Source organism: Longimicrobium sp., from assembly GCF_035474595.1.
Classification (GTDB): domain Bacteria; phylum Gemmatimonadota; class Gemmatimonadetes; order Longimicrobiales; family Longimicrobiaceae; genus Longimicrobium.
In genome coordinates this window covers 14252-37090 of the sequence record NZ_DATIND010000149.1, presented here as the reverse complement: position 1 = coordinate 37090, position 22839 = coordinate 14252, and the positions used below count along the sequence as shown (strand labels likewise).

Sequence of the window (22839 nt, the reverse complement as noted above, 5' to 3'; positions counted from 1 at the left end):
TTCGGTCGATGGAGACGTCAGCGCGGCGCGGCGCCGGCTTCCTCGAGGATGGCGGGGATGCTCACCAGCGCCGGGTCAACCCGCTGCACCCCGTCGGGGAGGCGGATCTCGGTGGGCGCGTCGCGGACGAAGCGGCGGAAGCCCTTCCCCTCCAGCAGGCGGTGGATGTAGATGCGGCGCACGATCACCATCGTGGTGGCCAGCACGGGGACGGCGACCAGCAGGCCGATGAAGCCCAGCAGCTCGCCCATCACCAGCACGCTGGTGATGGAGAGCACCGGCGGCAGGTGCACCCGGCGCTCCATCACGATCGGGTGGATGATGTTCCCCTCGATCACGTGGATCACCACGCCCAGCACCACCACCCCCAGCGCCTGCACGATCCCCCCCTGCCCGACGACCAGGATCGCCGGGAGGAGCGTCGACAGCAGCGAGCCGAAGAAGGGGACCAGCACGGCCACGCCGGTGAACACGCCGAACGCCAGGGCGAACGGCACCTTCAGGATCGACAGTCCCGCGAAGGTCAGCACGCCCAGGAAGAACATGGCCATCATCTGCCCGCCGATCCACGCGCGCAGGCTGCGCTTCAGGTCGGCCAGGATGTCGCGCACCAGCTCGCGGTGCACCGGCGGCGACAGCGCGATGATTCCCTCGCGGTACATCTCCGGGCGCGACGCCAGGTAGATCCCCATCACCAGGATGCCGCTGAGGTCGATGAACCCGTGCATGAAGTTCAGCACCGCGGGCACCAGCTTGGAGGCGTTCGCCATCATCCCCGAAAGCTGCCGCTGCACCTCGTCGGGGTGGATGACCGACTGCAGGATGGGGTAGCGCCCCACCATGGTGCGCAGCCCCTCGGTCCACCCGGTGATCTCGCGCGGAAGCGCGGCCACCAGCTCCTGCGTCTGCTTCAGCACGGGGGGGATGACCAGCCAGCCCACGCCGGCGGCCAGCAGCACGGTCAGCAGCATGGCGCAGGCGAGCCCCAGCCCGCGCGGCATGTTGGCCCGCGCCTGCAGGAAGTCGGCGATGGCGCCCAGGTACAGCGAGAAGAGCGCGGCCACGAACACCATCAGCAGCACGTCGGCCACGCTGTACACGAACAGCAGCAGCAGGACCGCGAAGATGGTGGCGATCAGCACGCTGTAGGGCGAGGGCGATTCCGACGGGTGCCGTGCGGGCATTGGGCTTGGGCGTGTGGGGGAGCCGGGCTGGCGCTGGCGAAAGCTATCGTACCCCGCCCGGCCACGGAAGCCGCGGCCGGATTTCGGGCGCGTGCCTGAGCACGGTGCAACTCCGCCGCCACGCCGTTCCCCCGCTGGCGCATTCCACCCGTCCGGAATCCCCATTGCGCCACCGGTGGAACAGCTTTATCTATCGATCAGATTAGTACTTGACGCGAGCGAACCACAGCCTTACCGTCCACTTCCGGCAAGCGAATCGACCATGGCGAGGAGGAAGCGGATGCGGATAGGAACCGTTCGATCGAGGTGGAGGGGATCCACGCCGGGCACGCGCGATCTTGGCCTGCGAAGGCCGCGCCTGCGCGGGCGCTGGCGGGACGAGACGGCCCACCTGCTGCGGAATCCCGCGAGCGCGAAGCTGCTGCTGGATTCCATCGCGGAGCTGGACCGCTGGGCGGCGATCCTCGATGCACCTCCCGCGCATCGCCACGATGACGCCGCCTGGCCGGCCGCGCACCGACGGTCCGGAAGAGGAAACGCCGCTGGTCGTATCTACTCAGTTCCTGCTGGACCTGGCGAAGTGGGTCGCCGAGGCTCCGCGGACCGCGGCGAAGGTGCTCCACCTCATGCTCGAGATCGCGCGCGATCCGCGGGAGGGGATCGGAAAGCCGAAGCCGCTGAAGCACTCGTTAGGCCGCTGACAAACATCGCGGCAGCCGCAGGGAGCGCGTCCCGCGGCTGCCGTGTGTTCTATCCTAATAGGTAGGTGCGCAAAAGTCTTGTCGACTTTCAGGGGCGAGTTTCCGCAGCCCGCTCCAAGAATTGCCGCTGACGGGATACTCCATGGACGACGTTGCGGCCGCATTTGGAGTGAGCCTCAACCTCGCCCGACGGTGGCGGGCGGAAGGCGGCCGTCATCGGCCGCGCCCTGGCTGGGAGCAGACGCTGGCAGAGATGGCGCGTGCTGGGGCGAAAGCAAGCCGCGAGCGGGCGGATGCTGCCGAGGCACTTGCGATGGAACTTGAAGGCTCGTAGATAGCTTGGAGAATCGCAAAGATTGCCTGTAAAGCAATCCGCGACTACAATCGAATTGGGTTACTTCCAGTGAGATCGCCATGAGCAACGAACTTGCCCGGATCATGATCATCACGTCTGCACAGGAGCTACATACGGGCTCCGACACGCGTGGTGTACTCTCTCAAGCGCAGCGGCTGGCGACTACGATCGGGATAGCGTCTCCTGACGTTCTCGCACAGAATCTTGTTGCGTTCTGCGGCAGTATTGGAGCAGTATTAACGAGGATCGAAGATTTCGGGTCCAACTTCATTCTAGACCAAGTTGAACTACAAATCGAAGTGACTGCCAAAGGTGAGATCAGGTTGATTGGATCTGCATCGACAGAACTTGCAGGTGGTGTCAAGCTGTTGTTTCGGCGGAACGAGAGAAAATAGTGGGTGTTGTCGGCACGAACCATGTTCTCCAGAGAACTCAAATGAACTGGGATGATCATGCTGTAATCGTAGGGATCAATAGGTACCCCGGCCTCCGGGATCTACAGGGGGCTGAAAATGACGCCCGAGCATTCGAGAATTGGATTCGCCAGAGCGCTCGCGTTCCTGCCGAGAACGTGAAGATGATTCTATCTTCACAATTTCCTCAACCACTCAAGCCTCAGGATGCTCGGCCGATGGTTTCAGAAATCGACATGGTTTTTGATAATATCATCGAGCGATCTGAGGAATTGGGTTTTGGGGGTCGTCGACTTTACATGTTCTTCGCGGGCCACGGCTTCGCAAGGACATATGAAGATGCATCGCTTCTTACCGCAGAAGCGCGGCCTCGTAGCACCGGATTTCACATCCCAGCGCGCGATTACGCTAATTGGTTTCGTGCGTCGGGCTATTTTCAAGAGATTGTTCTCATTATGGATTGCTGCCGGGAATCTTATATCACTGCACCGGCCCGCCCGGTTCCTTGGGAACCTAAGGTAGATAGACGTGGAACCTCGGTTAGGTATGCTTTTGCATTCGCGACGCGGTGGTCCATGGAAAGCCGAGAGAAGTTTATCGCCCGGTTCAGTGAGATCCGCGGCATTTTCACGGTTGCGCTTTTGGAAGGCCTCAGTGGAGCTGCAGCAACAACGTCGAGTTCTATCACGACAGAGCGGCTGGACACGTTTGTGCATCAGTACATGCCGGAGCTTTGCGCACCTTCTGAGTATATCGAACCGAGGTTTGAATACGACCGTCGGAATGATATCATCTTGGTCGAATCTGAGACCCCCCGGTCGTTAACACGGGTTCACACCGATTGTTGGGCTATTGAGTTATACGACCATCGGAATATGTTGATTGATCTTTATCCATCTAGGACAGAAGCGAATGTGTGGGAACAGGAGCTTACGCCAGGATTGTACGTCCTTCGATGCGATCGGAAACCAGATAAGGTCATTCAAGTGACGGGAACGGAGGAGCAAAATGTCGATTTCTGAACCGCCTCCTTACACGCCCACAATTCGGGGGGCGCCAGCCGATAATCAGGTCCAGCTTACGGTTACGGCGGATACACCTCTGACAGAGATTTCGGTGTTTGATGGGAGCTTCACGCTCTTGTCACGTGCCATTGGCAAAATCGCGATCGGACTCAACCCAGGCCCATACAAGTTACGATTTCGAATCGGCTCATCAGTACAAGATGAACTTGTGTACCTTTCGCCTGAAATGGATTCCTATCCCGTTTCGGGGCCATATATGGAGATATTCTCGCCTTTTCCGCTGGACCGCCACTCGATGAGCGCGCAACAAGCACAGCGGCTGACGGATCTCGCCAGAGTTCCAGGAAAGTCTCTGGGCCATGGTGGCGAATTGGTAATATTCATCAGACAGCAGGGAGAAGTCAATCCTACTCTTTCCCCACCGAACGCGAGCCTATTGAGACCAGATGGCTCCCTCGTCGATCACCTTCTGCTAGATGGAGCCGGTACGCGTTGGGGAACGGAGGGCTGGAGCGGCGCTTCCACCAGCCTTAATCCGGGATATTATTTCCTACGTTGGACGCAGCAGAATGGTCACCAAGTGGACCAACCTCTATTTATCCAGAATGGATGGCAATCCTCGGTTACATACCTAATGAGTTCGGTGGGAGCCCAAATGGTCGGGGCGATTCCGGAGAACGTCGCTATTTCGTATGTCGAGCTGGGAGCACGCGTTTCCTTGGAGTCGCGAGAAGTCCGGTGGACAGAAGTCGCACGCCAACGGTTGCTAAACGGGGAGAAGCTTCCAGCCATTGATAGGATCGGAGAACTCGACGATACCGCTCGTCGTTCACCGATGCTCGCCCTATTCCTCCACGCCCTATCAGATCATCAGTACGCGTTAGTGAACAACGCTACAATCTCTCAATTTCACGATCATCCTGACGTGCGTGCTTTACAACTTCTTGCTACGGATACTCCGTTCTTGCGCTTTTCCCTTCCACCCATGCTGCGATCAAGTTGGGACGCCGTTGTGAATCAGTCGTGCACAGATATTTCCTTGGTACCGCTTGGATCTCCATCAGCCGTCGCTGCAGAAACTATCTGGGGTGGTGGACCATGGCTGCAGTGGCTTCCATCAACCTCACGACGCAAGCACCACATTCGCAGCGTGCTTGATATAACACATTTGGATATCGAACTCTATTTTCGAAAGCTAATCCGATCTCTCCCGGGTGAGTTTCGGATTGACGCTGTTGGTGGGACAGTCGGGCGAGGGGAATCTGCGGAACGGCTACAGCGTTTCGCCCATGGTGCTCGTTTAACCACCCTAGAGCTACACCTGTTGGATTTCGCACTCTGGCATTCTCGAGCGGTGAACTCTCGTACCGCGTCGGCGTTAGATGCTACGAATATTGGATCGCGCGAAAGTCTTCGTGATACTCTGGTTACGAAATCTGGCGTTCCAAGCAGTGTAATCGGTGCGCATTTGTTTACGTTACGAAGGAAAGTTGCCGAATACACTCGACGTTCAGGGTCTTGACAATCATCAGGTCTTCGCGCAGAGGATTTGTTGACCTAAAGGCAGGATGTGTGTGTGCGTAGTTTCTGTAGTTTCGGAAAATGGCAAGCACTTTCGCGAGGCTCGCGGCGGTTCGCTGGGCGTATAGTGCCTTAGCTTCGCCGAACACGGCCTAACAATCGGCTGCAGGGGATGCGGGGCCATCTATGATTTCGCTGACGACAGGTTTTCGCGCCCGCCCCGCACCCCTGACCCTTGGGGCGTTGGGCGGCTAATGGTCGCGGCGCATCACGGACGAGCACCGGCTCGTCTACCGGATGCGCAACCACCGGATCGAGTTCGCCCGGGCGCGCGATCAGTACACGTGAGATGATGGAACGAGAAGAAGCCCCTCGACCGCGAAGATGCGGGCGAGGGGCTTCCTGCGTGGGGAGATGCCGATCGGGCCGGCGCCGGATCAGGCGCGGCCGCGCTCCTCCTCTTCCAGCGCAGGACCGCACGACCCTGGTGATCAGGCGTCCCCCCGCTGGCGCATTCCACCCGTCCGGAATCCCCATTGCGCCACCGGTGGAACCGCTTTATCTATCGATCAGATTAGTACTTGACGCCAGCGAACCACAGCCTTACCGTCCACTTCCGGCAAGCGAATCGACCATGGCGAGGAGGAAGCGGATGCGGACGGGAACGATTCAACCGGGGTGCCGGAGAACGCCCCCGGGCGGGCACGACCTCGGCCTGCGGCGCCCGCGCCTGCGAAAGCGCTGGCGGAGCGACTGGGAATATCTGATGAGCTCACCCGCGAACCGGGCCTGGATCGAGGAATCAATCGCGGAGCTCGACCGCTGGAGGGAAGCGCGCGGCGCCCGGCCGTTCCCTGCGCGCGATGGCCATGAAGAGGCGCGCTGACGCGAAAGAACGCGGTTCCGCCCGCAGGCCTCACACGCTGGTCGTGGCAATACGATTTCTGCACGACCTCCAGCACTGGGTGGCAGTCGATCCGAGGACGGCGCTGCGCATACTGCGGATCATCCTCGACATCGCGCGGAATCCGCGGGAAGGGATCGGAAAGCCGGAACTGCTGAAGCACGACCGATCGGGCAACCGGTCGCGACGCATCGACAAGACACATCGGCTGCTGTACCGGGTCGACGACGAGGCGGTCGAGTTCATCTCCGCCCGATTCCACTACGAGTGACATGCCGGAGCGTCACGGGAGATGGGTCGTCGATTACGCCCTGCGCAGGCTGCGGCCGCGCGGTGACTCGCAGTACCTCTTCAGCAGCCCGGAAAACGCCGCGCGTCTCCACCGCGCAATCGAAGACTCGCTCGCCGAACGGACGCACGAGTTCACGATGGACGAGCTGTACGCGCTCTTCGGCAAGCGAAGATTCGGCGAATGAGGTGACCTCGCCCGCCGACGAAAAAACCCCTCGCCCGCGAAGATGCGGGCGAGGGGCTTCGTGCTTCGGGAGATGCTGGCGCGGGTGCGGCTCAGGCGCGGCCGCGCTCCTCTTCCTCCAGCGCCTCGAACTCCTCCAGCAGCTCGGCCTCGTGGATGGGCGGGCCGCCGGCGGGCTGCGCGATGGGCTGCTGCGTGGCGGGGGCGCCGTTCCCCGCCGCGGGCGGCGCGGGGGCGGACGCGGCCGCCGCGGGGGCGGGCTCCGCCGGGGCCTGCTCGCCGGCGCCCAGCGCGCGCTGCTCGGCGGGCGCGGCGGCGGGAAGCATCCCCATCTTCTGCTTCATCTCCAGCAGCCGGTAGTCCACGTCGGTGCCGTCGCCCTTTTCCAGCTGCTTGAAGTCGCGCTCCAGCTGGTCGCCGTGCAGCTCCTCGCTCACCGAGGCGGCGGCCAGCGCCATCCGCTCGTTCTGCTCGATGCGCTCGGCCATGCGGTCGAACGCCTCGAACGCCGACGAGTCGCTGAGCCCCGACATGGTCTCGTGGATGCGCCGCTGGGCCTGCGCGCGCCGCTGCTTGGCGATCAGCAGGTTCTTCTTCCGCTGCGCCTCCTGGATCTTCTCGTTCAGCTGGCGCAGCGCGTCGCGCAGGCGGTCGGTGTCTTCCTGGTGGCGCTGCCAGGTGCCGAACAGCTCCTGCGCGCGCACGGCGTGCTCCTGGTGGCGGATCAGCGCCTGGCGGGCCAGGTCGTCGCGCCCCTGGCGCACCGCCAGCATGGCGCGCTGCTCCCAGTCCTGCGCCTGCTTCTGCTCGTCGTCGGCCTGCTTCTTGAGCTTGGCCGCGTCGGCGATGGCCACCGCGACTTCCTGCCGGGCCTTGGCCAGCTGGCCCCGCATGTCCTCGATGACCTGGTTGAGCATCTTTTCCGGGTTCTCGGCCCGGGCGATCAGGTCGTTGATGTTCGACCTGAACATGGTGGAGAAACGATCGAAGATTCCCATGTGGATCCTTCCGGGGGTTCAGGCCTGGGCCGGGGCGCAGTCGCGGAAGCCCGACAGCGCCTCCAGGTGCGAGGCGAGCGCCATCTGGAACGAGTCGATCGTGGCCTGGAACTCGTTGAAGTCCAGGTTCTCCACCTCCAGCGACTCGGTGAGGATCACGTCGCCCACCTCGAGCGCGTAGGCCGCGTGCACCAGGTCGGTGGCGTTCAGCTCCAGCAGGCGGCGGAAGAGCGCGGCGCAGCGCGGCTCCTCGGCGGGCAGGTCCATCACCTTCATGCGGAACACCAGCAGCGGCGGCGACAGGTGGATGACCACGCCGGCGTCGGCCGCTCCGGCGCGCACCAGCCACATCCCCTCGCTGATCTCTTCGTGGTCGAGCCCTGCGCGCAGCAGGTAGCTCTCCACGTCGTCACGTGTGACCATGGGTCAGCCCTTCTCGGGTTCGTCGGTCGGGACATCGGGGTCCTCCTCGGCGGCCGGGAGCGCGGCTGCATCGCCGCGGCTGCCGTCCGTGAGGAGGCGCATCATGAACGACTGCTCGTCCTGCATGCGCACCACCTGGGCGGTGAGCGTGTCCACCTCTTCGCGGAGCCGCGCCAGCTCGGCGGTGTGCTGCGCCTCGAGCTGCTGGCTGCCGCCGCCGCGCGCCAGCCACCCCGACGCGGTCCAGCGCGTCAGGTAGGCGACGACGAAGAGGATGAGGATCAGTTCCCACATCGGTCGTTCGGGTGAAGGCTACGCGCCCGGAACGCTCAAAGTTTCATCCGGCGGGCGCGCTGTCCATCCCCGGATCCCCCTCCTGCACATCCCCGATCATGCTGGGAGACGATCGGGAAGCCGGCACAATCTCCCTGCATCCGCTCGATCCCGGCGCGCCGCGGAAATGCCGGGACCGCGAGTCCGCGAAGGCGGACTTCGGGCCGTTGTTGCCGCGAATTCATTCGCCGGGAGGATGCCGGCGCGACGCCGGGAAGCCCGTCCTCCCGCCTACCAGCCGACGCCCTACCGGCTGATCCCGCTCGGCCGCGAGGTCGGGCGGATCTGCACCAGCCGCCGGGCGCTGGGGGTCGCGGCCAGGCCGCCCATCGCGGTCTCGCGGTAGGCGCTCGGCATGCGGCGGCCCACCTCGCCCATCACGTCGATCACCTCGTCGGCGGTCACCGGGAAGTCGAGCCCCGCGAGCGCCATCTCCGCCCCCGCGATCGCCTGCATGGCCGCCGAGGCGTTGCGGTAGATGCAGGGGATCTCCACCAGCCCGCCGATGGGGTCGCAGATCAATCCCAGCATCCCCTGCAGCGTCAGCGCGACCGCGGTGGCGATCTGCTCGTGCGACCCGCCGCTCAGCCACGCCACCGCCGCCGATCCCATCGCCGCCGCCGTTCCCGTCTCGGCCTGGCAGCCGCCCTCCGCGCCGGCCAGCGAGGCGCGCTGGGCGATCACGCCGCCCACGCCGCCGGCCACCAGCATGGCGTCGACCAGCTTCTCCTCGCCCAGGTGCTGGAACTCGTCGATGCTGACCAGGACCGCGGGAAGGACGCCCGCCGCGCCGGCGGTCGGCGCGGCGACGATCAACCCCATCGCCGCGTTCACCTCCAGCGTGGCGATGGCGCGCGCCAGCGTCTCGGTCACGCGCTGGCCCAGGAGCCGCGGGCCGTTCTCCCACAGCCGCCGCGCGCGGCCGCCGGTCAGGCCGCTGGCCGAGCGCACCTCGCCCTTCAGCCCCTCGTCGATCGCGCCGCGCATCACCTGCAGCGTGCGGGCGATGCGCGCGCGGATGTCGGCCTCGGGCACGCCGCGCTCGGCGGACTCGGTGGCCAGGACGACCTGCGGGAGCGGGCGGCCGCTTTCCTCCGCGTCGCGGATCAGCGACTCGATGGACTTGTGCATCGGTCAGGCGATCTTGGGAACCATGCGGGCCCACCGCACCCACGGGAACCCGCGGATCGCGTCGAACGCGGCGTCGGCGATGGGCTCGTCGGCCTCGATGGTCATCAGCGCGTCCTGGTGGCGGCCGGTGCGGTCCACGCGCATGGTCGCGAGGTTCACGCGGTGTCCGGCCAGCACCGTGGCCACGGCAGCGATCGTGCCCGGCTCGTCGTGCGCCTGGATCACCAGCGTGTGGTAGTCGCCGCCCAGCTCCACGGGGAAGCCGTCCAGCTCCGTCACCTCGATGCGCCCGCCGCCCAGCGACGCGCCGCGCAGCGTGGTCTCCTCGCCGTTCAGCCAGGTGGTGATGATGGCGGTGTTGGGGTGCGCGTCGTCGCCCAGCTCCACGTCCTCGAAGTCCCAGGCCAGCCCCGCGGCCTCGGCCTCGTCGTAAGCGTTGCGCAGGCGCAGGTCGTCGGGCGGCAGGCCGATCAGGCCGCCCACGATGGCGCGGTGCGTCCCGTGCCCCTCGCCGGTGGCGGCGAACGAGCCGTGCAGCCGGATGTGCGCGCGCTCGGGCATGCCGCCGGCCACGGAGCGCGCCATCTGCCCCAGGCGGCAGGCGCCCGCGGTGTGCGATGAGCTGGGACCCACCATCGTCGGGCCTAGGATGTCGAAGAGCGATACCATGTTGCGGAAAATAAAGGGGACAGGGGACAGGGGACAGGGGACGCAATCCGTCATCAGCCGCCTGGAGGATGCCGATTACGAGGGCCACTCGATGGCGATGCTGCAACGCATCGCGAACGCGCTGGGGCAGCGGCTCACGATCGGCATGACGCCGCGCGAATCAGCCGAGCGGCGGCGAGCGTAGCCAGCGACACCACGTCAGCGGGAAGCCGCGCCCGGTCGGACCGGGCGCGGCTTCCTTGTTGTGTCCGGTCACGCGACGGCGACGCGCTACGCCAGCGGCAGCCCCGAGGTAGCGCGGGTCTGCTCGTCGTGGAGCGCGCGGAGGGGGGCGATGTCGGGGTGCTCGGCGCCGGTGCCGATCTCCTCGACGAAGCGGCAGGTGGCGCGGCCGGCGGAGGCCTGCTCGTAGCGCGACTCCCAGTCGCGCATGGCGCGCTCGTCGCCGGGGCCGTCGAAGGGGAAGCGCACCGGCGGCGTCGGCATCCCGATGCGCCACGGCTTGGGCGTGAGGCGCGCGCGGAAGCTCTTCTGCACCTGGCACAGGCGGACGTAGTGCGGGTCGGCGCCCATCGCGGCGAGCGCCGCCTGCGCGTCCGCGCCGGTGGGCTCGAACGGCGCATGCGTGACCAGGTAGCGCAGCCCCGCGTAGGTACGGTACACGCGCACCCGCCACTCGGGGCGCGCGGCCACGAACCGGCGCAGGCGGTCCAGCGCGGGCCCGGTCGCCGCGTCCGCGGGAGCCGGCGCGGGGGCGGGAGTGGGCGGGGGCGGCGCGGACGGCGCGGGCGAGGACGGGCGGAACGCGCCCAGGAACGATTTCAGCCCACCCGGGAGCGGGAGCGAGTCCACCGCGTTCCAGAGCGACTGTGCCGCGTCGCCGATGGCCTGCGCCGGGTTCTGGGGCGGGTGCTCACCGCTGGAGCCGGAACTCGCGCCCGGCTCCGAACCGGCCACGTCGACGTCGATGAAGAACGCGTGCGCGGCGTTCAGCACCAGCGCGCCATAGATGTTGCGCGTGATCGCCGCGTCGGGCGCGTCGGGGCCGCCGGAGCCCTGGATCTCGCGCACCACCTCCTCGCGCAGCGGGCGGTCGCCGTAGGTGTACTTCTCGGGGAAGCCCATCCCGCTCTGGATGCGCTCGGCCACGCGCACCACCGCCTGCTCCGCGAGCACCTGCGCGTCGGCGGGGCTGCCGCGCGAGCCGCGCCAGACGTGGAAGCGCACCGGCTGGCCGTCGGGCTTCACCGCCTGGGAGTCCGCGCGGTGCCAGTAGCGGGGGATCAGCATCGGAGCTCCATGGGCTGGAGGTGGAAACGGACGGTGGGATGACGATCAACATCTTTCCCGCGCGGTGGCTTCGCAAGACATCACCGCGGCTCGGGAATTCGACGGATCGCATCGGCCGATTTCCACGAAAAGCGGAGCGCTCCGATGGCCGGAGCGCCCCCGCATCTTCATCTCCCGTCCGTAAACCCGAAGCCGCCAAGCGATTCAGCGCGGACTGCCGGCTGACGTGCGGCCTCGGTTATGGATCCTTCGGCCTGCAGGCGCTTGCGCGAATCAGCTTGCAGTGTGGCCGGCCTCAGGATGACGTCAGGTCAGGGTCGGGCGCAATCGGCGAGCATTTATTTCGCCGCAGCCAATCACCGGCGACTGAAGTCGCAGCAACAACTACGGGAAGCCTCGCAAACTGCGCGAGGCTGAACGATCGATCTCTACGGTCACGACGCGCCGCGCAGGGCGTCGACCTCGCGCTCGATCGCGCGGAAGCGGCGGCCCAGAGAAATGGCGTAGCCGAACACCAGCAGCCACGCCAGCGCGAAGGCGATGAACACGTGCCAGTAGGCGCGCAGCGTCCGCGGCGGCCCCGCCTCGGCGGAGAGCGCGGGGCCGCCCAGCGGCTGCTCCGCGGGGGCGGGCGCCTGCGTCGAAGCGGCGGCCGGTGGCGCGTCCTGCGCGGCCAGGCGCGGCGCGGGCGAGAGCGCGAGCAGGGCGGCGGCGAGCGCCGCGCGGGCGAATCGGATCGGGCGCATCGGTCGGATTTCTCCCGGAAACGGAGGCGTCAGCGGGGCGCGGCGCGCAGGGCGTGCACGCGCTGCTGCAGGCGCTCCATCCCGTAGCGGATCAGCAGGAGCGAAAGGAACAGGAAGGTGAAGGCGAACAGGCAGACGAAAAGCGTCTGCAGGATGGCCGGATCGGCCTGCGCGCCCTCGGGGCGCATCACCACCGGCTTGGGGTGCTGCGAGCGCCACCACTGCACGCTCAGGTGGATCAGCGGGATGTCGACCGCCGCCACGATCCCCAGGATCGCGGAGAAACGCCTGCCGCGCTCGGGGTTCTCGGCCGCGCCGCGGAGCATGAAGTAGGCGACGCCCATGAACCAGAGCAGCAGCGTGAGCGTGAGCCGCGGCTCCCACACCCACCACGCGCCCCACGCCACCCGCGCCCACAGCGGCCCGGTGAGCAGCACCAGCGTGGCGAACAGCAGCCCGATCTCCGCCGCCGAAACGGCGATGGCGTCGAGCTTGGGGTCGCGCAGCCACAGGTAGCCGGCCGAGCAGAGCGCCACCAGCCCGAAGGCCAGGAACATGGTCCACGCGCTGGGCACGTGCACGTAGAAGATGCGCTGCACGATGCCCATCTCCGCCTCGGTGGGGGCGTAGAAGAACACCATCCACAGCCCCCACAGCAGCAGCCCCATCCCCACCACGCCGAACCCCGCCGCCCAGCGGCGCGTTCCGGCGAGCGAATCGTCCATCCCCGCCGGGCCAAGGCGGGCGAGCGCGGGCGATTCCGGCCGAGTCGTCGTCTCCATCTACTCCTCCACAACGGCGCCGAAAAGGGCCGTGCACACGAACAAAAAGATCAGCGCGAAGGCGCCCAGCATCTTCAACTGGCTCACCACGTCGCTCACCGGGCGGCCCACCAGCAGGCGCTGCGTGGCCGCGCAGGCGAAGATCACCACCGGCGTCAGCAAGGGCAGCAGCAGGATGGGGATGAGCGTCTCGCCCAGCCGCGTGTGCGCCGCCACCGCGCCGAAAAGGGTGCCCAGCGCCATGAACCCCGCCGTCGCCAGAACCACCACCGCCGCGAGCGCCGGGAGCGAGCCCTGGAAGCTCAGGGTGAAGAAGAGCGCGAACACGGGAAAGATCAGCGCCTCCACGGCCAGCACGATGGCCATGTTCGCCAGCCACTTCCCCAGGAAGAGCGCGCCGCGGTCCACGGGGGAGAGGAGGACGCCGGTCAGCGCGTCGGCCTCCTTCTCCAGCGCGAACGAGCGCCCCAGCCCCAGCGTTCCCGCGAACAGCACCGTCACCCAGATCATGGCCCCGGCGATGGAGCGCGCGCGGATGCTGGGGTCCACCGCGAAGCTGAAGACCACGGCCACGAGCACGGCGAAGGTCCCCATCGACAGCACCCGCTCGCGCGAGCGTGCCTCCAGCAGCAGGTCCTTCCGCGCCACCGCCCACACCTGCGCCAGGAACGAGGCGCCGGCGGGTTCGGAAGATGCCGTATCGTCCGCCACCCGGGGCTCGGCGCGCTCCGCGACGGCCATCTCCGTCACGAGCCCCCCCGGCCGCGGCATCTCATCGGCGCGCGCATCACACCGCCGCCGCGACGCGGGCGGTGTACAGGCGCTCGAAGGCGGCGGCGTCCACCGCGGCGCGCGGCTCGTCGCTCACCCAGCGGCCGCCCACCTGCACGGCCACGCGGTCCGCCTGCTCCAGCCCCTGCGACAGGTTGTGCGTCACCAGCACCACCGTGGTCCGGCCGTCGCGCAGGCGCTCGAGCGCGGCGCTCAGCATGGCGGCGGCGTGGGGGTCCAGGCCGGTGTACGGCTCGTCCAGCAGCACCACCTCGGGGCTGTGCAGGAGCGTCCGCGCGAGCGCCAGCCGCTGCTGCATCCCGCGCGAGAAGGTGCGCACCCGGTCGTCCCGCCGCTCGCGCAATCCGACGGAGTCCAGCGCCGCGTCCACGACCTCGCGCCGCCCCTTCAACCCGTAGAGCCGGCCGTAGAAGTCCAGGTTCTCGGCCGCCGTCAGCCCCGGGTAGAGAAAGGTCTGGTGCGAGAGGAGGCCGATCCGGCGCCGCGCCGCCTCGTCGCCCACGTCCCCCCCGGCGACGAGGACGGAGCCGCGGGTGGGCCGCACCGCGCCGCAGAGCATGCGCAGGAGCGTGGTCTTCCCCGCCCCGTTGGGGCCGAAGACGACCAGGAACTCGCCGCGGGCCAGCGTGAACTCGATCCCGCGGACGGCGGGGAGCGGCCCGTACCACTTCTCCAGCGCGCGTGCCTCCAGCGCGGGCGCCGTCACCGCAGGCGCTTTCCGCAGCCCGCGCAGAAGCGGCTGGCGGGCGGGTTCACGAAGCCGCAGGCGTGGGTGATGCTCTCGCCCGCGACCACGATCCCGTCCACCACCCCCACGCCGGCCGCGGCCTGCGCCGCCTCGGCCGCGCGGATGGCGGCCAGCGCCTCGTAGCTCAGCCGGTCGCGCTGGGCCAGGTAGTCGGCCTGGTCCAGCTTTCCGCCCAGGAAGTCGTACTCCAGGTCCTTCAGCGCGGCCAGCGTGGACCGGCGCCGCGCCTCGGCGTCCAGCAGCGACCCCGGCGCCGCGTCCGCCAGGATCGCCGTCCGCCGCGCGACCACGGGGCGGACGACCAGGACTCCGACGACCGTCGCCAGCAGGGCGGAGAGGAGAACCAGCGTCATCCCGCCGCCTCCCCGCGCTCGAAGCGGCGGAGCGCGGCCTCCACCTGCGCGCGGTCGCCGTCGCTCAGCGTGGCGGGGGCGATGGGAACGATCCCGCGCCGTCCGCGCTTCAGCTGCGCCAGCCGCATCGCCACCACCCCCGCGCCGATGACCAGGATGGACGGCGGGAGGATCCAGGCCCAGAGCCCGACGCCGCTCTCCTTCGGCAGGATGCGCATCTGCTCGCCGCGGCGGGCGATGACGCCCTCCACGATCTGCGAGACGGAGCGCCCGGCCAGCGCCTCGGCCATCACCGTGTCGCGGAGGGCCGAGGCCTCGGGGCTGGGGCACATGTCCAGCGTGTGCGAGGGCGTCACCGGCGAGCGCAGCTGCTCCTCGGCCGCGCGCGCGGTGGCCACGGCCGCGGGGTCCTGGGCCGAAACGGGCGCCGCCGCCCGGAGCGCGGCGGCGGCGATGGCGAGGACCATCAGTCTCCCACGCATCGTCAGATCCCCATCAGCTCGGGCTCGGCGGCCGGCGCGCGCTGCGGCTTCCGCGCGGGCACCGTCGCCCGGACGACTTCCGGGGCGGGCCAGAGCGCCACCAGCGTGCCCATCGCCATGATGAACCCGCCCAGCCAGATCCAGGGCACCAGCGGGTTCACCAGCACCTTGAAGGTGGCCACGGGGCGGGGGTTCGTCCCCTGCATGAGGCCCTCGGCATTGTCGACCCCGGCCAGGATCAGGTACAGGTCCTCGTTCCACACGCGCCGGATGCCGACCTCGGAGGTGACCTCGTCGCGCTGCTTGTAGGCGCGCTTCTCGGGCGCCATCAGCCCGGCGGGGCGGCCGTCCTTCTTCACGTCGACGGAGGCGACGATCTTGGTCATGTTCTGCGCCGGGTACCAGCTCATGGCCTGGTACGTCAGCGTGTACGTGTGCCCGAAAGGCGAGCGGATGGACACCGCCTCGCCCGGCTTCAGCGCCACCTGCTTCTCGGCGTTGAACGCCTTTCCCGCGAAGCCGCAGAAGCAGACGATGAAGCCGGCGTGCACCACGTAGCCGCCGTAGCGGCGCCGGTTGCGCTCGAAGAGGTGCACGAAGGCGGTGAAGGGGTTCTCGCCCTCGATCTTCGCCCGCGCCCGCGTTCCCTTCCAGAACTCCACCACGATCGTGGTCATGCTGAACGCGGCGAGGCCGAACGTGGCCAGCGCGTAGGGATGCGACACCCCCGTGGTCCACATCAGCCCGGTGACGCCCAGGCCGGCGGCCAGCGGAAGGGTGAAATTGCGCTTCAGGTTGCGCGGCGTGGCCTTGCGCCAGGCGATGACCGGCCCCACGCCCAGCAGGAAGAGGAGGATGAGGCCCAGCGGGACGTTCACCCGGTTGTAGAAGGGCGGCCCCACGTTGATCTTCTGCCCGAAGATCCCCTCGCTGATGAGCGGGAACGTGGTCCCCCACAGCACCGCGAACATCACCGAGACGAACGCCAGGTTGTTCACCAGGAACGCCGCCTCGCGCGACAGGAAGCTCTCCAGCCGGTTCTCGGGCGCGAAGGCGTGGCGGCGCCACCAGACCAGCGCCGCGCTGGCCAGGATCAGGGAGCCCAGGAAGCCCAGGAAGATGTAGGCGATCGTGGTGTTCTCGGCGAACGAGTGCACGCTCTCGATGAGCCCGCTGCGCGTCAGGAACGTCGCGAAGATGGAGAGGAGGAAGGTCCCGATCACCAGCAGGACGTTCCACATCTTCAGCATCCCCCGCTTCTCCTGGATCATCACCGAGTGCAGGAACGCCGTCCCCGTGAGCCAGGGGAGGAGCGACGCGTTCTCCACCGGGTCCCAGAACCAGTATCCCCCCCACCCCAGCTCCACGTACGCCCACATCATTCCGAAGATGATGCCGCAGGTGAGGAAGAACCACGCGAGCAGCGTCCACCGCCGCGTCGTGGTGATCCAGCGCGTGTCCAGCCGTCCGCTGAGCAGCGCGGAAACGGCGAAGGCGAAGGGGATGGTGAAGCAGGTGAAGCCCAGGTACAGCGTGGGCGGATGGATGGTCATCCAGTAGTTCTGCAGCTGCGGGTTCAGCCCGCGCCCGTCGGGCGGGACGAAGTCCATCAGCTGGAACGGGTTGCTGGCGAAGACCACCACCACCATGAAGAAGGCCAGCACGGTGAGCACCGTGCCCGCCACGTACGGCATGAACTCGCGGTTGCGGCGGCGGTTCTGCAGCATCACGATGGAGCCGAAGAACGAGAGCAGGAGCGCCCAGAACACCAGCGACCCCGTCTGCCCCGCCCACAGCCCCGTGATCTTGTAGAAGAGGCCGAGCTCGCGGTTGGAATACCCCGCCACGTACTTGTAGCGGAACTCGCTGCGCAGGAAGGCCGCGATGATGGCGATGGATGCCGTCACCAGCAGCCCGAACACGGCGTACACCGAGCGCTCGGCGCTCAGCACCAGGTCGCCGCGGCCCTTGCGTCCGCCGTAGAAGCCCAGCGTGGCCCCCCAGCCGGCCACCAGCAGCGCCAGCCAGAGAGCGACTTCGCCGATCTGCGTCACGACTGCTTGCCCTTGAAGTCGGATTCGGCGGCCTCGTAGCGCGAGCCGCACTTGGTCAGCACCTGCGCGGCCTCGAACGTCCCGCCCTTGCGGTAGCGCCCCTCGACCACCACGTCGCGCCCCTCCTTGAAGGTGTCGGGGAGCGGGCCGTTGTAGTGGACGGGAAAGGTCTCGCGCCCGGTGGCGATGTCGACCATGGTGAAGCGCAGGTCCAGCGTCTTCTGGTCGAAGCTCACGCTTCCGGGCACCACGCGGCCGCCCACCCGCACCCCCGCGTCTTCGGCGAAGGTGGGGTTGGCCACGAGGCGCGCCGAGAGCTCGGCGGGCGTCAGGTAGTAGGTCATCGAGTCCTTCATCCCGGTGACCATGAGATAACCCACCACGCCGGCCAGCAGCACGCCGCCCGCGACAAATCTGCTCTGCTTTTTCACAGGAATCTCTCCCGCGAGAATGTACGCTCCGGAGTGCGGCAATATACACCCGAAAAAGCTGTGCAGAAAGGCTTTCCGCGCGGTCGCGGAGATTAGCGGACGGTGAGCCGCCCGCGCGCCAGGTGCGCAACGGCGCGCGGGCGTGCACGCGAGGTCGCCCCGGTGCCGGTGGACAAATCGCGCGCGGCGAGCGGGTTGCGCCGGAAACGCGCGGTGGAGCGCTCCGCGCGCTTCCACCGCCGTCCCGCCTCCGGGGCGCTCTGCCGCCGGCCCCGCTACAGCGACTTCAGGTACTCGACCAGCTCCGCCCGCTCCTGCGCGGTCAGGTTCAGCCCCAGGACGGTGTCGTAGTGCCCCACCACGTCGGCCAGGGTGGGCGCGCTCCCGTCGTGGAAGTAGGGCGCGTGCTGCCACAGGGCACGCAGCGGCGTGGTGCGGTACTTCCCCGTGGTGCCGCGCTCGGCCCACGTGGGCTCCATCCCCGTCTCGGCCGGGGCGTGCAGCCGCGCGCCCGCGTCGGTGAGGGCGCTCCCCGAATGGCAGCCGGAGCAGCGTCCCTTCCCCTCGAACACCACCCTGCCGCGCGCCGCGGCCCCCGCGTCGAAGCTCCCCGCCGGCGGCGCGGGCGCCTGCAGGCTGTGCTGGTAGTCGCGCAGCACCGCCAGCACGGGGTCCACCAGGTCGGGCGACTGCTGGATGTCCAGGTGCAGGCGTTCGTCGCGGAACGAGCCCTGCCCGTGCATCTGCGTGACGGCCACGTAGCGGTTCCAGTAGGAGATGGGCCCCTCGCCGGTGTACGTCTCCAGCGCCACGTCGTGCAGGCCGTACGCGGGCGGGATCACCACCGGCCCGTTGCGACCGTCGATGTTCCAGCGCGCGTCGTAGCGCCCGGGCCCCCACGAGAGCAGCACCGCCTGCACCGCCGGGTCCTTCAGCGCGGGCGACAGGGAGAGGATCTTCCCCGGGTCCAGGTCGTGGTTCGCCCACCCGTCCATCCGCCGCCCGATCCCCGGCGCCACCGAGTTGTCCACGTTCGAGTGGCAGAGCGCGCAGGTCACCCCCATGCGCGTGATGTGGTTGTTCGCGTCGACCTGCGCCTTCACGCCCACCACGGCGTCCAGCTTCAGCAACGCCACCGTGGTCGCGGGGCTGTGCAGGTCCACCTGCCCCAGGATCCCCGGCGGCAGCTTGTCGGCGTCCACCTTCAGCCCCACGGCCAGCGCGGTGACCGGGTCCACGGCGGACTCGATCACCTGGTTCATGTGCAGCGTGTCGGTCCAGAACCTCTCGTTGCCGAAGGTGTTGTTGCGGAACACGTCGCGCCCGCGGGCGAGCGTCTCCTCAGACGGAGCGTCGGGCCCGTCGCTGCACGCCCCCAGCAGCGTGAGCGCGGCAATCGAAAACAGAATGGCCCTTCGGTGCGGCGAACGGACGGTGCGGCCCTGCATGGCGTCCTCCCTGGTTCCGGGCCGGCCGCCGCGCGCGCCCCTCTGCGCCCGCGGCGGCGGCCGCTGTCCTCCTCCCCCTCAGCGCCCCGGCGGCGCGTGCGCCAGGCGCAGGAACTCGTCGCGCGTGCGGCCGTCGTCGCGGAACACGCCGCGCAGCGCGCTGGTGATGGTCGACGAGTTCTGCTTCTCCACGCCGCGCATCATCATGCACAGGTGCGCGGCCTCCACCACCACACCCACGCCGCGCGGCTGCAGCACCTCCTGGATGGCGTCGGCGATCTGCTGCGTCAGCCGCTCCTGCACCTGCAGCCGGCGCGCGAACACCTCCACGATGCGCGGCAGCTTGCTGAGGCCGATGATCTTGCCGTCGGGCACGTAGGCCACGTGCACCTTGCCGAAGAAGGGGAGCAGGTGGTGCTCGCACAGCGAGTACATCTCGATGTCGCGCACCATCACCATGGCGTCGTGCGACTCCTCGAACACGCCCTGCCCCACCACGTCGCGCACGTCCATCGCGTAGCCGCTGGTGAGCGCGGCCAGCGACCTGGCCACGCGCTCGGGCGTGCGCAGCAGCCCGTCGCGCTCCGGGTCCTCGCCGACCAGCTCCAGCTGGCGCCGCACGAGGTCCGCCATCTCCTCCCGCGCCGCGTCCACGTCGAAGATGCGCCGCGCGCGCAGGTCGTCCGTCCCCTCCAGCCGCGCCGCCGCGGATGTGCCGATCGCCATTCCCATCCCTCTTTCGGTTGAAAGTCGTTGGAACGAATACAGATCCGGATTCGAGCCCCGGCGTGTCTGGTCGATGTCGATCACCGGGCCTGGAAACTCAGCGCAATCGGGGCGATGGAGGGTTTCCGCGGCTCTCGCGCCGCCCTCTCCCCGCGCCTTGGAGCGCTCGCCCTCTCCCGTACCGGGCGAGGGGGGCTGCCACGCCATCGGCGCAGCCTGCAACCTATCCTCACGCCGACGCTTCGGAGTGCCGGAGAGGCGTGGAAGCTACCTCTCCCGGTACGGGAGAGGTGGACGGCCTAAGCCGGCCGGAGAGGGCGCGATGCCGCGGACGCGCACCATCGCCATCCCCCGATCCCGATCCCCGATCCCTCTCGTCATCGCCGATGTTCACCCGACGCCCGCCGCCGCGCGCGCGTCCCCGCGGATCGCGGCCTCGACGGCGGCGAGGTCGGCGGCCTCGATCCCCGCCTCGGCGCACAGACTGGTGCGGTCGCGGGCGATGGTGGCGATGGCGAGCGGCTTTCCGCCCTTGCGGTAGACGGCCGTGCAGTCGTTCGCGCGGGGGTCGCCGTCGATCTCGATGGCGTCCCACTTCTCCGCGTGGCCCACGTAGCTGATGGTTACGTCGTAGTGCGTGCTCCAGAAGAACGGCGCGGCACGGAAGGCCTCGCGGCGGCCCAGCATGTTGCGCGCGGCGGTCTGCCCCTGCCGCTGGCCCACCACCCAGTGCTCGGAGCGGATGTTCTGCCCGGTCCACGCGTCCGGCCAGCGGCACACGTCGCCCGCCGCCCAGATCCCCGGCGCGCTGGTGCGCAGGAACTCGTCGACCACGATCCCGCCCTCCACCTTCAGCCCGGCCCACTGCCCCAGCGCGATCCCCGGCCGCACGCCGATTCCCACCACCACCAGGTCGGCCTCGAGCGACGGGCCGCTCTTCAGCGTCACCGTCTTCCCGTCGATCGCCTGCACGCCGTCCTTCAGGTGGAACTTCACCCCGTGGTCCTGGTGCAGCCGCTGGATGTTCCAACCCAGCTCGGGCCCAAGGATGTTGCCCAGCGGCAGCGGCTCGTGGCTGACCACGTTCACCTCCAGCCCCCGCGCGCGGAGCGACGCCGCCACCTCCAGCCCGATGAAGCTGCTGCCGACCACCACCGCTTTCTTAGCCGATTCCGCGGCGCGGATGATGGCGCGGCTGTCGGCCAGCGAGCGCAGGTAGAACAGGTGCGGCACCTCGCGCTGCGAAACGGGAAGGCGCACCGGCTCCGAGCCCGTGGCGATCAGCAGCGCGTCGTAGCCGCAGGTGCGGCCGTTCATCAGCTTCACGCGCCGCTCCGCCGCATCGATCCCCACCACGCGGGTGCCGAGGACCAGGTCGATGCGGTTCTCGGCGTACCACTCGGGCGGGAAGAGGGGGATCCACTCCTCCGGCGCGTTCCCGGCCAGGTAGTCCTTGGAAAGATTCGGCCGGTCGACGGGCCCGTCCGCCGTCGCGTCGATCATCGTCACCGCGCCGGCGAAGCCCTCGCGGCGCAGCATCTCCGCGCACGCGCTTCCCGCCGCCCCCGCGCCGACGATGACGATGGAGCGCGGCATCTCGGCCGGCGCGTCGACCGCCGGCGCCTTCGGCTGCGCGTCGCGCCTGCCGGTGACGAAGACGCGGCCCTCGCGCACCTCGGCGTTCCAGCACCCGGCCGGGCGCAGCGCCGGCGCGGCTACGGCCTCGCCGGTGCGCAGGTCGAAGCGCGAGTGGTGCGCGGGGCAGCGGATGGTCCCGTCCACCACGACCCCGCCGCCCAGCGGCACGCCGTAGTGCGTGCAATTGGCGTCCAGCGCGAACACCTCGCCGCCCGTGCGGACGACCACGACCGGCTCCCCGTTCGCGTGCCCGGTGAGGATCCCGCCGTCGCCGATGTCGTCCAGCGGCACGCCCTGCATCAGGTCCGGGCCTTCCAGCTCCTGCTTCTCGCCGCCCATCCAGCGCCTCCGCGTTGTGGTGTGGAGATAAGCCTACGCTGCCTTACCACAGTTTGTCAACGTTTTCTTTGACATATTCTGAAAGATGTGTTTCGATGCCGAATCCGGGGATCACGCAATCCGGCAGTGCACGGGCGATCTCGCCTGTAGGTCCTTCGGCCTGCTGCCGCTCGTGCGCGGGCAACGATGGTGTGGCCGGCCTGAAAGGAAAGTTCCGCGCGCGGCCGGCCACCGGCGACTGAAATCGCAGCAACAACCACGGGAAGCCTCGCAAACTGCGCGAGGCTGATCCGCTCACTCCGCGGCATCGGCGCTCACCACCGATCTCCTTTCATCCTCAACCGGTATGGTTGGGAAGACAGGACAGCAGGATCACGCGGAGAAGCGGAGCACGGAGGAGTTCCCTCCGCCGCTCCGCTTCTCTGCGTGCGATCCGGCAGCGCTTTGGGGACTACGTGGCTTCGCTCGCGCGGGCGACCTCGACGTACAGGTCCCAGCGGCAGCTGGCGCAGGTCACCTTGTGCGGGTTCCCCATCCGCCCCAGCTCGGTGAAGTCCTGCACGGTGCCGCACTTGGGGCACGGTCCGTGGAGCGACAGCAGCGTGCGGTACTCGCGCATGTGGTTGAACGCGCGGAACGCCGCCACCGCCGCGACCACGATCGGCCAGGGAAAGTGCGGGGGAATCCAGATCACGATGGGGATGAGGAGGAGCAGCGCCAGGTCCTTCAGCATCTGCGCGCGGCGCCAGTGGCCGCTCCGCTCCAGCACCCTGGCCCTCGCCTCGCTCGCCTGCCCGCCCATGAACACCAGCCGCGCGGGCACCTCGGGTATCGCCTGCAGCTCGCTCTGCTCCATCCGCCGTCACCGTCTCGTGTGG

General features: G+C 68.2%; 25 protein-coding genes. 6 read left to right on the top strand and 19 right to left on the bottom strand.

All coding sequences use genetic code 11. The features are described 5' to 3' along the window. Window positions 1-17: 17 nt before the first annotated feature. A complete protein-coding gene (locus tag VLK66_RS25240) occupies window positions 18-1184 on the bottom strand; it encodes an AI-2E family transporter (protein WP_325312277.1) in 1167 nt (388 codons plus the stop codon). A gap of 467 nt (window positions 1185-1651) precedes the next feature. On the opposite strand from VLK66_RS25240, the gene VLK66_RS25235 reads away from it, so the two are divergent. The 6 genes from VLK66_RS25235 to VLK66_RS25215 all read left to right on the top strand — a co-directional run bounded on the left by VLK66_RS25235 (window position 1652) and on the right by VLK66_RS25215 (window position 6579). Then, window positions 1652-1885 (top strand): type II toxin-antitoxin system YoeB family toxin, encoded by a 234-nt coding sequence (locus VLK66_RS25235; RefSeq protein WP_325312276.1) that lies wholly within the window; start codon window positions 1652-1654, stop codon window positions 1883-1885. Between the two features lie 414 nt (window positions 1886-2299). After that, complete coding sequence (locus VLK66_RS25230; protein ID WP_325312275.1) at window positions 2300-2635, top strand: Pepco domain-containing protein; 336 nt, start codon at window positions 2300-2302, stop codon at window positions 2633-2635. A 41-nt stretch (window positions 2636-2676) separates the two neighbouring features. Beyond that, a complete protein-coding gene (locus tag VLK66_RS25225) occupies window positions 2677-3675 on the top strand; it encodes a caspase family protein (protein ID WP_325312274.1) in 999 nt (332 codons plus the stop codon). Between the two features lie 1791 nt (window positions 3676-5466). Continuing rightward, on the top strand, window positions 5467-5547 hold the full coding sequence (locus VLK66_RS28690; RefSeq protein ID WP_414676536.1) for a hypothetical protein: 81 nt from the start codon (window positions 5467-5469) through the stop codon (window positions 5545-5547). Window positions 5548-6068: 521 nt separating this feature from the next. Continuing rightward, a complete protein-coding gene (locus VLK66_RS25220) occupies window positions 6069-6374 on the top strand; it encodes a Txe/YoeB family addiction module toxin (protein WP_325312273.1) in 306 nt (101 codons plus the stop codon). 1 nt (window position 6375) lies between these two features. After that, window positions 6376-6579 (top strand): hypothetical protein, encoded by a 204-nt coding sequence (locus VLK66_RS25215; RefSeq protein ID WP_325312272.1) that lies wholly within the window; start codon window positions 6376-6378, stop codon window positions 6577-6579. Between the two features lie 91 nt (window positions 6580-6670). On the opposite strand, the gene VLK66_RS25210 is transcribed toward VLK66_RS25215, so the two are convergent. The 18 genes from VLK66_RS25210 to VLK66_RS25125 all read right to left on the bottom strand — a co-directional run bounded on the left by VLK66_RS25210 (window position 6671) and on the right by VLK66_RS25125 (window position 22817). Continuing rightward, complete coding sequence (locus VLK66_RS25210; protein WP_325312271.1) at window positions 6671-7576, bottom strand: PspA/IM30 family protein; 906 nt, start codon at window positions 7574-7576, stop codon at window positions 6671-6673. An 18-nt stretch (window positions 7577-7594) separates the two neighbouring features. Then, the gene (locus VLK66_RS25205) at window positions 7595-7999 is read right to left on the bottom strand and encodes a YbjN domain-containing protein (RefSeq protein WP_325312270.1); all 405 of its coding nucleotides are present in this window, start codon (window positions 7997-7999) and stop codon (window positions 7595-7597) included. Window positions 8000-8002: 3 nt separating this feature from the next. Beyond that, on the bottom strand, window positions 8003-8293 hold the full coding sequence (locus tag VLK66_RS25200) for a hypothetical protein (protein WP_325312269.1): 291 nt from the start codon (window positions 8291-8293) through the stop codon (window positions 8003-8005). 285 nt (window positions 8294-8578) lie between these two features. Next, a complete protein-coding gene (gene sdaAA, locus VLK66_RS25195) occupies window positions 8579-9463 on the bottom strand; it encodes an L-serine ammonia-lyase, iron-sulfur-dependent, subunit alpha (protein ID WP_325312268.1) in 885 nt (294 codons plus the stop codon). A 3-nt stretch (window positions 9464-9466) separates the two neighbouring features. Beyond that, window positions 9467-10099 (bottom strand): L-serine ammonia-lyase, iron-sulfur-dependent subunit beta, encoded by a 633-nt coding sequence (gene sdaAB, locus VLK66_RS25190; protein ID WP_414676534.1) that lies wholly within the window; start codon window positions 10097-10099, stop codon window positions 9467-9469. 303 nt (window positions 10100-10402) lie between these two features. Then, on the bottom strand, window positions 10403-11422 hold the full coding sequence (locus VLK66_RS25185; RefSeq protein ID WP_325312266.1) for a hypothetical protein: 1020 nt from the start codon (window positions 11420-11422) through the stop codon (window positions 10403-10405). Between the two features lie 434 nt (window positions 11423-11856). After that, the gene (locus VLK66_RS25180) at window positions 11857-12168 is read right to left on the bottom strand and encodes a CcmD family protein (protein WP_325312265.1); all 312 of its coding nucleotides are present in this window, start codon (window positions 12166-12168) and stop codon (window positions 11857-11859) included. A gap of 29 nt (window positions 12169-12197) precedes the next feature. Next, window positions 12198-12950 (bottom strand): cytochrome c biogenesis protein, encoded by a 753-nt coding sequence (locus tag VLK66_RS25175; protein ID WP_325312264.1) that lies wholly within the window; start codon window positions 12948-12950, stop codon window positions 12198-12200. Then, on the bottom strand, window positions 12951-13721 hold the full coding sequence (locus tag VLK66_RS25170) for a heme exporter protein CcmB (protein ID WP_325312263.1): 771 nt from the start codon (window positions 13719-13721) through the stop codon (window positions 12951-12953). It lies immediately after the preceding gene. A gap of 16 nt (window positions 13722-13737) precedes the next feature. Further along, entirely contained in the window at window positions 13738-14448 is a 711-nt protein-coding gene (ccmA, locus tag VLK66_RS25165) for a heme ABC exporter ATP-binding protein CcmA (protein ID WP_325312262.1), read from the bottom strand. Then, window positions 14445-14843 carry a zinc ribbon domain-containing protein gene (locus tag VLK66_RS25160; RefSeq protein ID WP_325312261.1) on the bottom strand — a complete coding sequence of 133 codons (399 nt, stop codon included), beginning with the start codon at window positions 14841-14843 and terminating at the stop codon, window positions 14445-14447. Before VLK66_RS25160 ends, ccmA begins: the two co-directional genes overlap by 4 nt. Further along, the gene (locus VLK66_RS25155; RefSeq protein ID WP_325312260.1) at window positions 14840-15325 is read right to left on the bottom strand and encodes a cytochrome c-type biogenesis protein; all 486 of its coding nucleotides are present in this window, start codon (window positions 15323-15325) and stop codon (window positions 14840-14842) included. Before VLK66_RS25155 ends, VLK66_RS25160 begins: the two co-directional genes overlap by 4 nt. 2 nt (window positions 15326-15327) lie before the next feature. Beyond that, window positions 15328-17379 carry a heme lyase CcmF/NrfE family subunit gene (locus VLK66_RS25150; protein ID WP_325312259.1) on the bottom strand — a complete coding sequence of 684 codons (2052 nt, stop codon included), beginning with the start codon at window positions 17377-17379 and terminating at the stop codon, window positions 15328-15330. Continuing rightward, on the bottom strand, window positions 17376-17810 hold the full coding sequence (locus VLK66_RS25145) for a cytochrome c maturation protein CcmE (RefSeq protein ID WP_325312258.1): 435 nt from the start codon (window positions 17808-17810) through the stop codon (window positions 17376-17378). Before VLK66_RS25145 ends, VLK66_RS25150 begins: the two co-directional genes overlap by 4 nt. A gap of 275 nt (window positions 17811-18085) precedes the next feature. Then, the gene (locus tag VLK66_RS25140) at window positions 18086-19258 is read right to left on the bottom strand and encodes a c-type cytochrome (RefSeq protein WP_325312257.1); all 1173 of its coding nucleotides are present in this window, start codon (window positions 19256-19258) and stop codon (window positions 18086-18088) included. A gap of 78 nt (window positions 19259-19336) precedes the next feature. Then, a complete protein-coding gene (gene folE / locus VLK66_RS25135; protein WP_349260545.1) occupies window positions 19337-19990 on the bottom strand; it encodes a GTP cyclohydrolase I FolE in 654 nt (217 codons plus the stop codon). A 384-nt stretch (window positions 19991-20374) separates the two neighbouring features. Then, entirely contained in the window at window positions 20375-21961 is a 1587-nt protein-coding gene (locus tag VLK66_RS25130; RefSeq protein ID WP_325312256.1) for an FAD-dependent oxidoreductase, read from the bottom strand. A gap of 451 nt (window positions 21962-22412) precedes the next feature. Continuing rightward, window positions 22413-22817, bottom strand: coding sequence for a hypothetical protein (locus VLK66_RS25125; protein WP_325312255.1), 405 nt, complete (start codon window positions 22815-22817; stop codon window positions 22413-22415). Window positions 22818-22839: the final 22 nt, after the last annotated feature.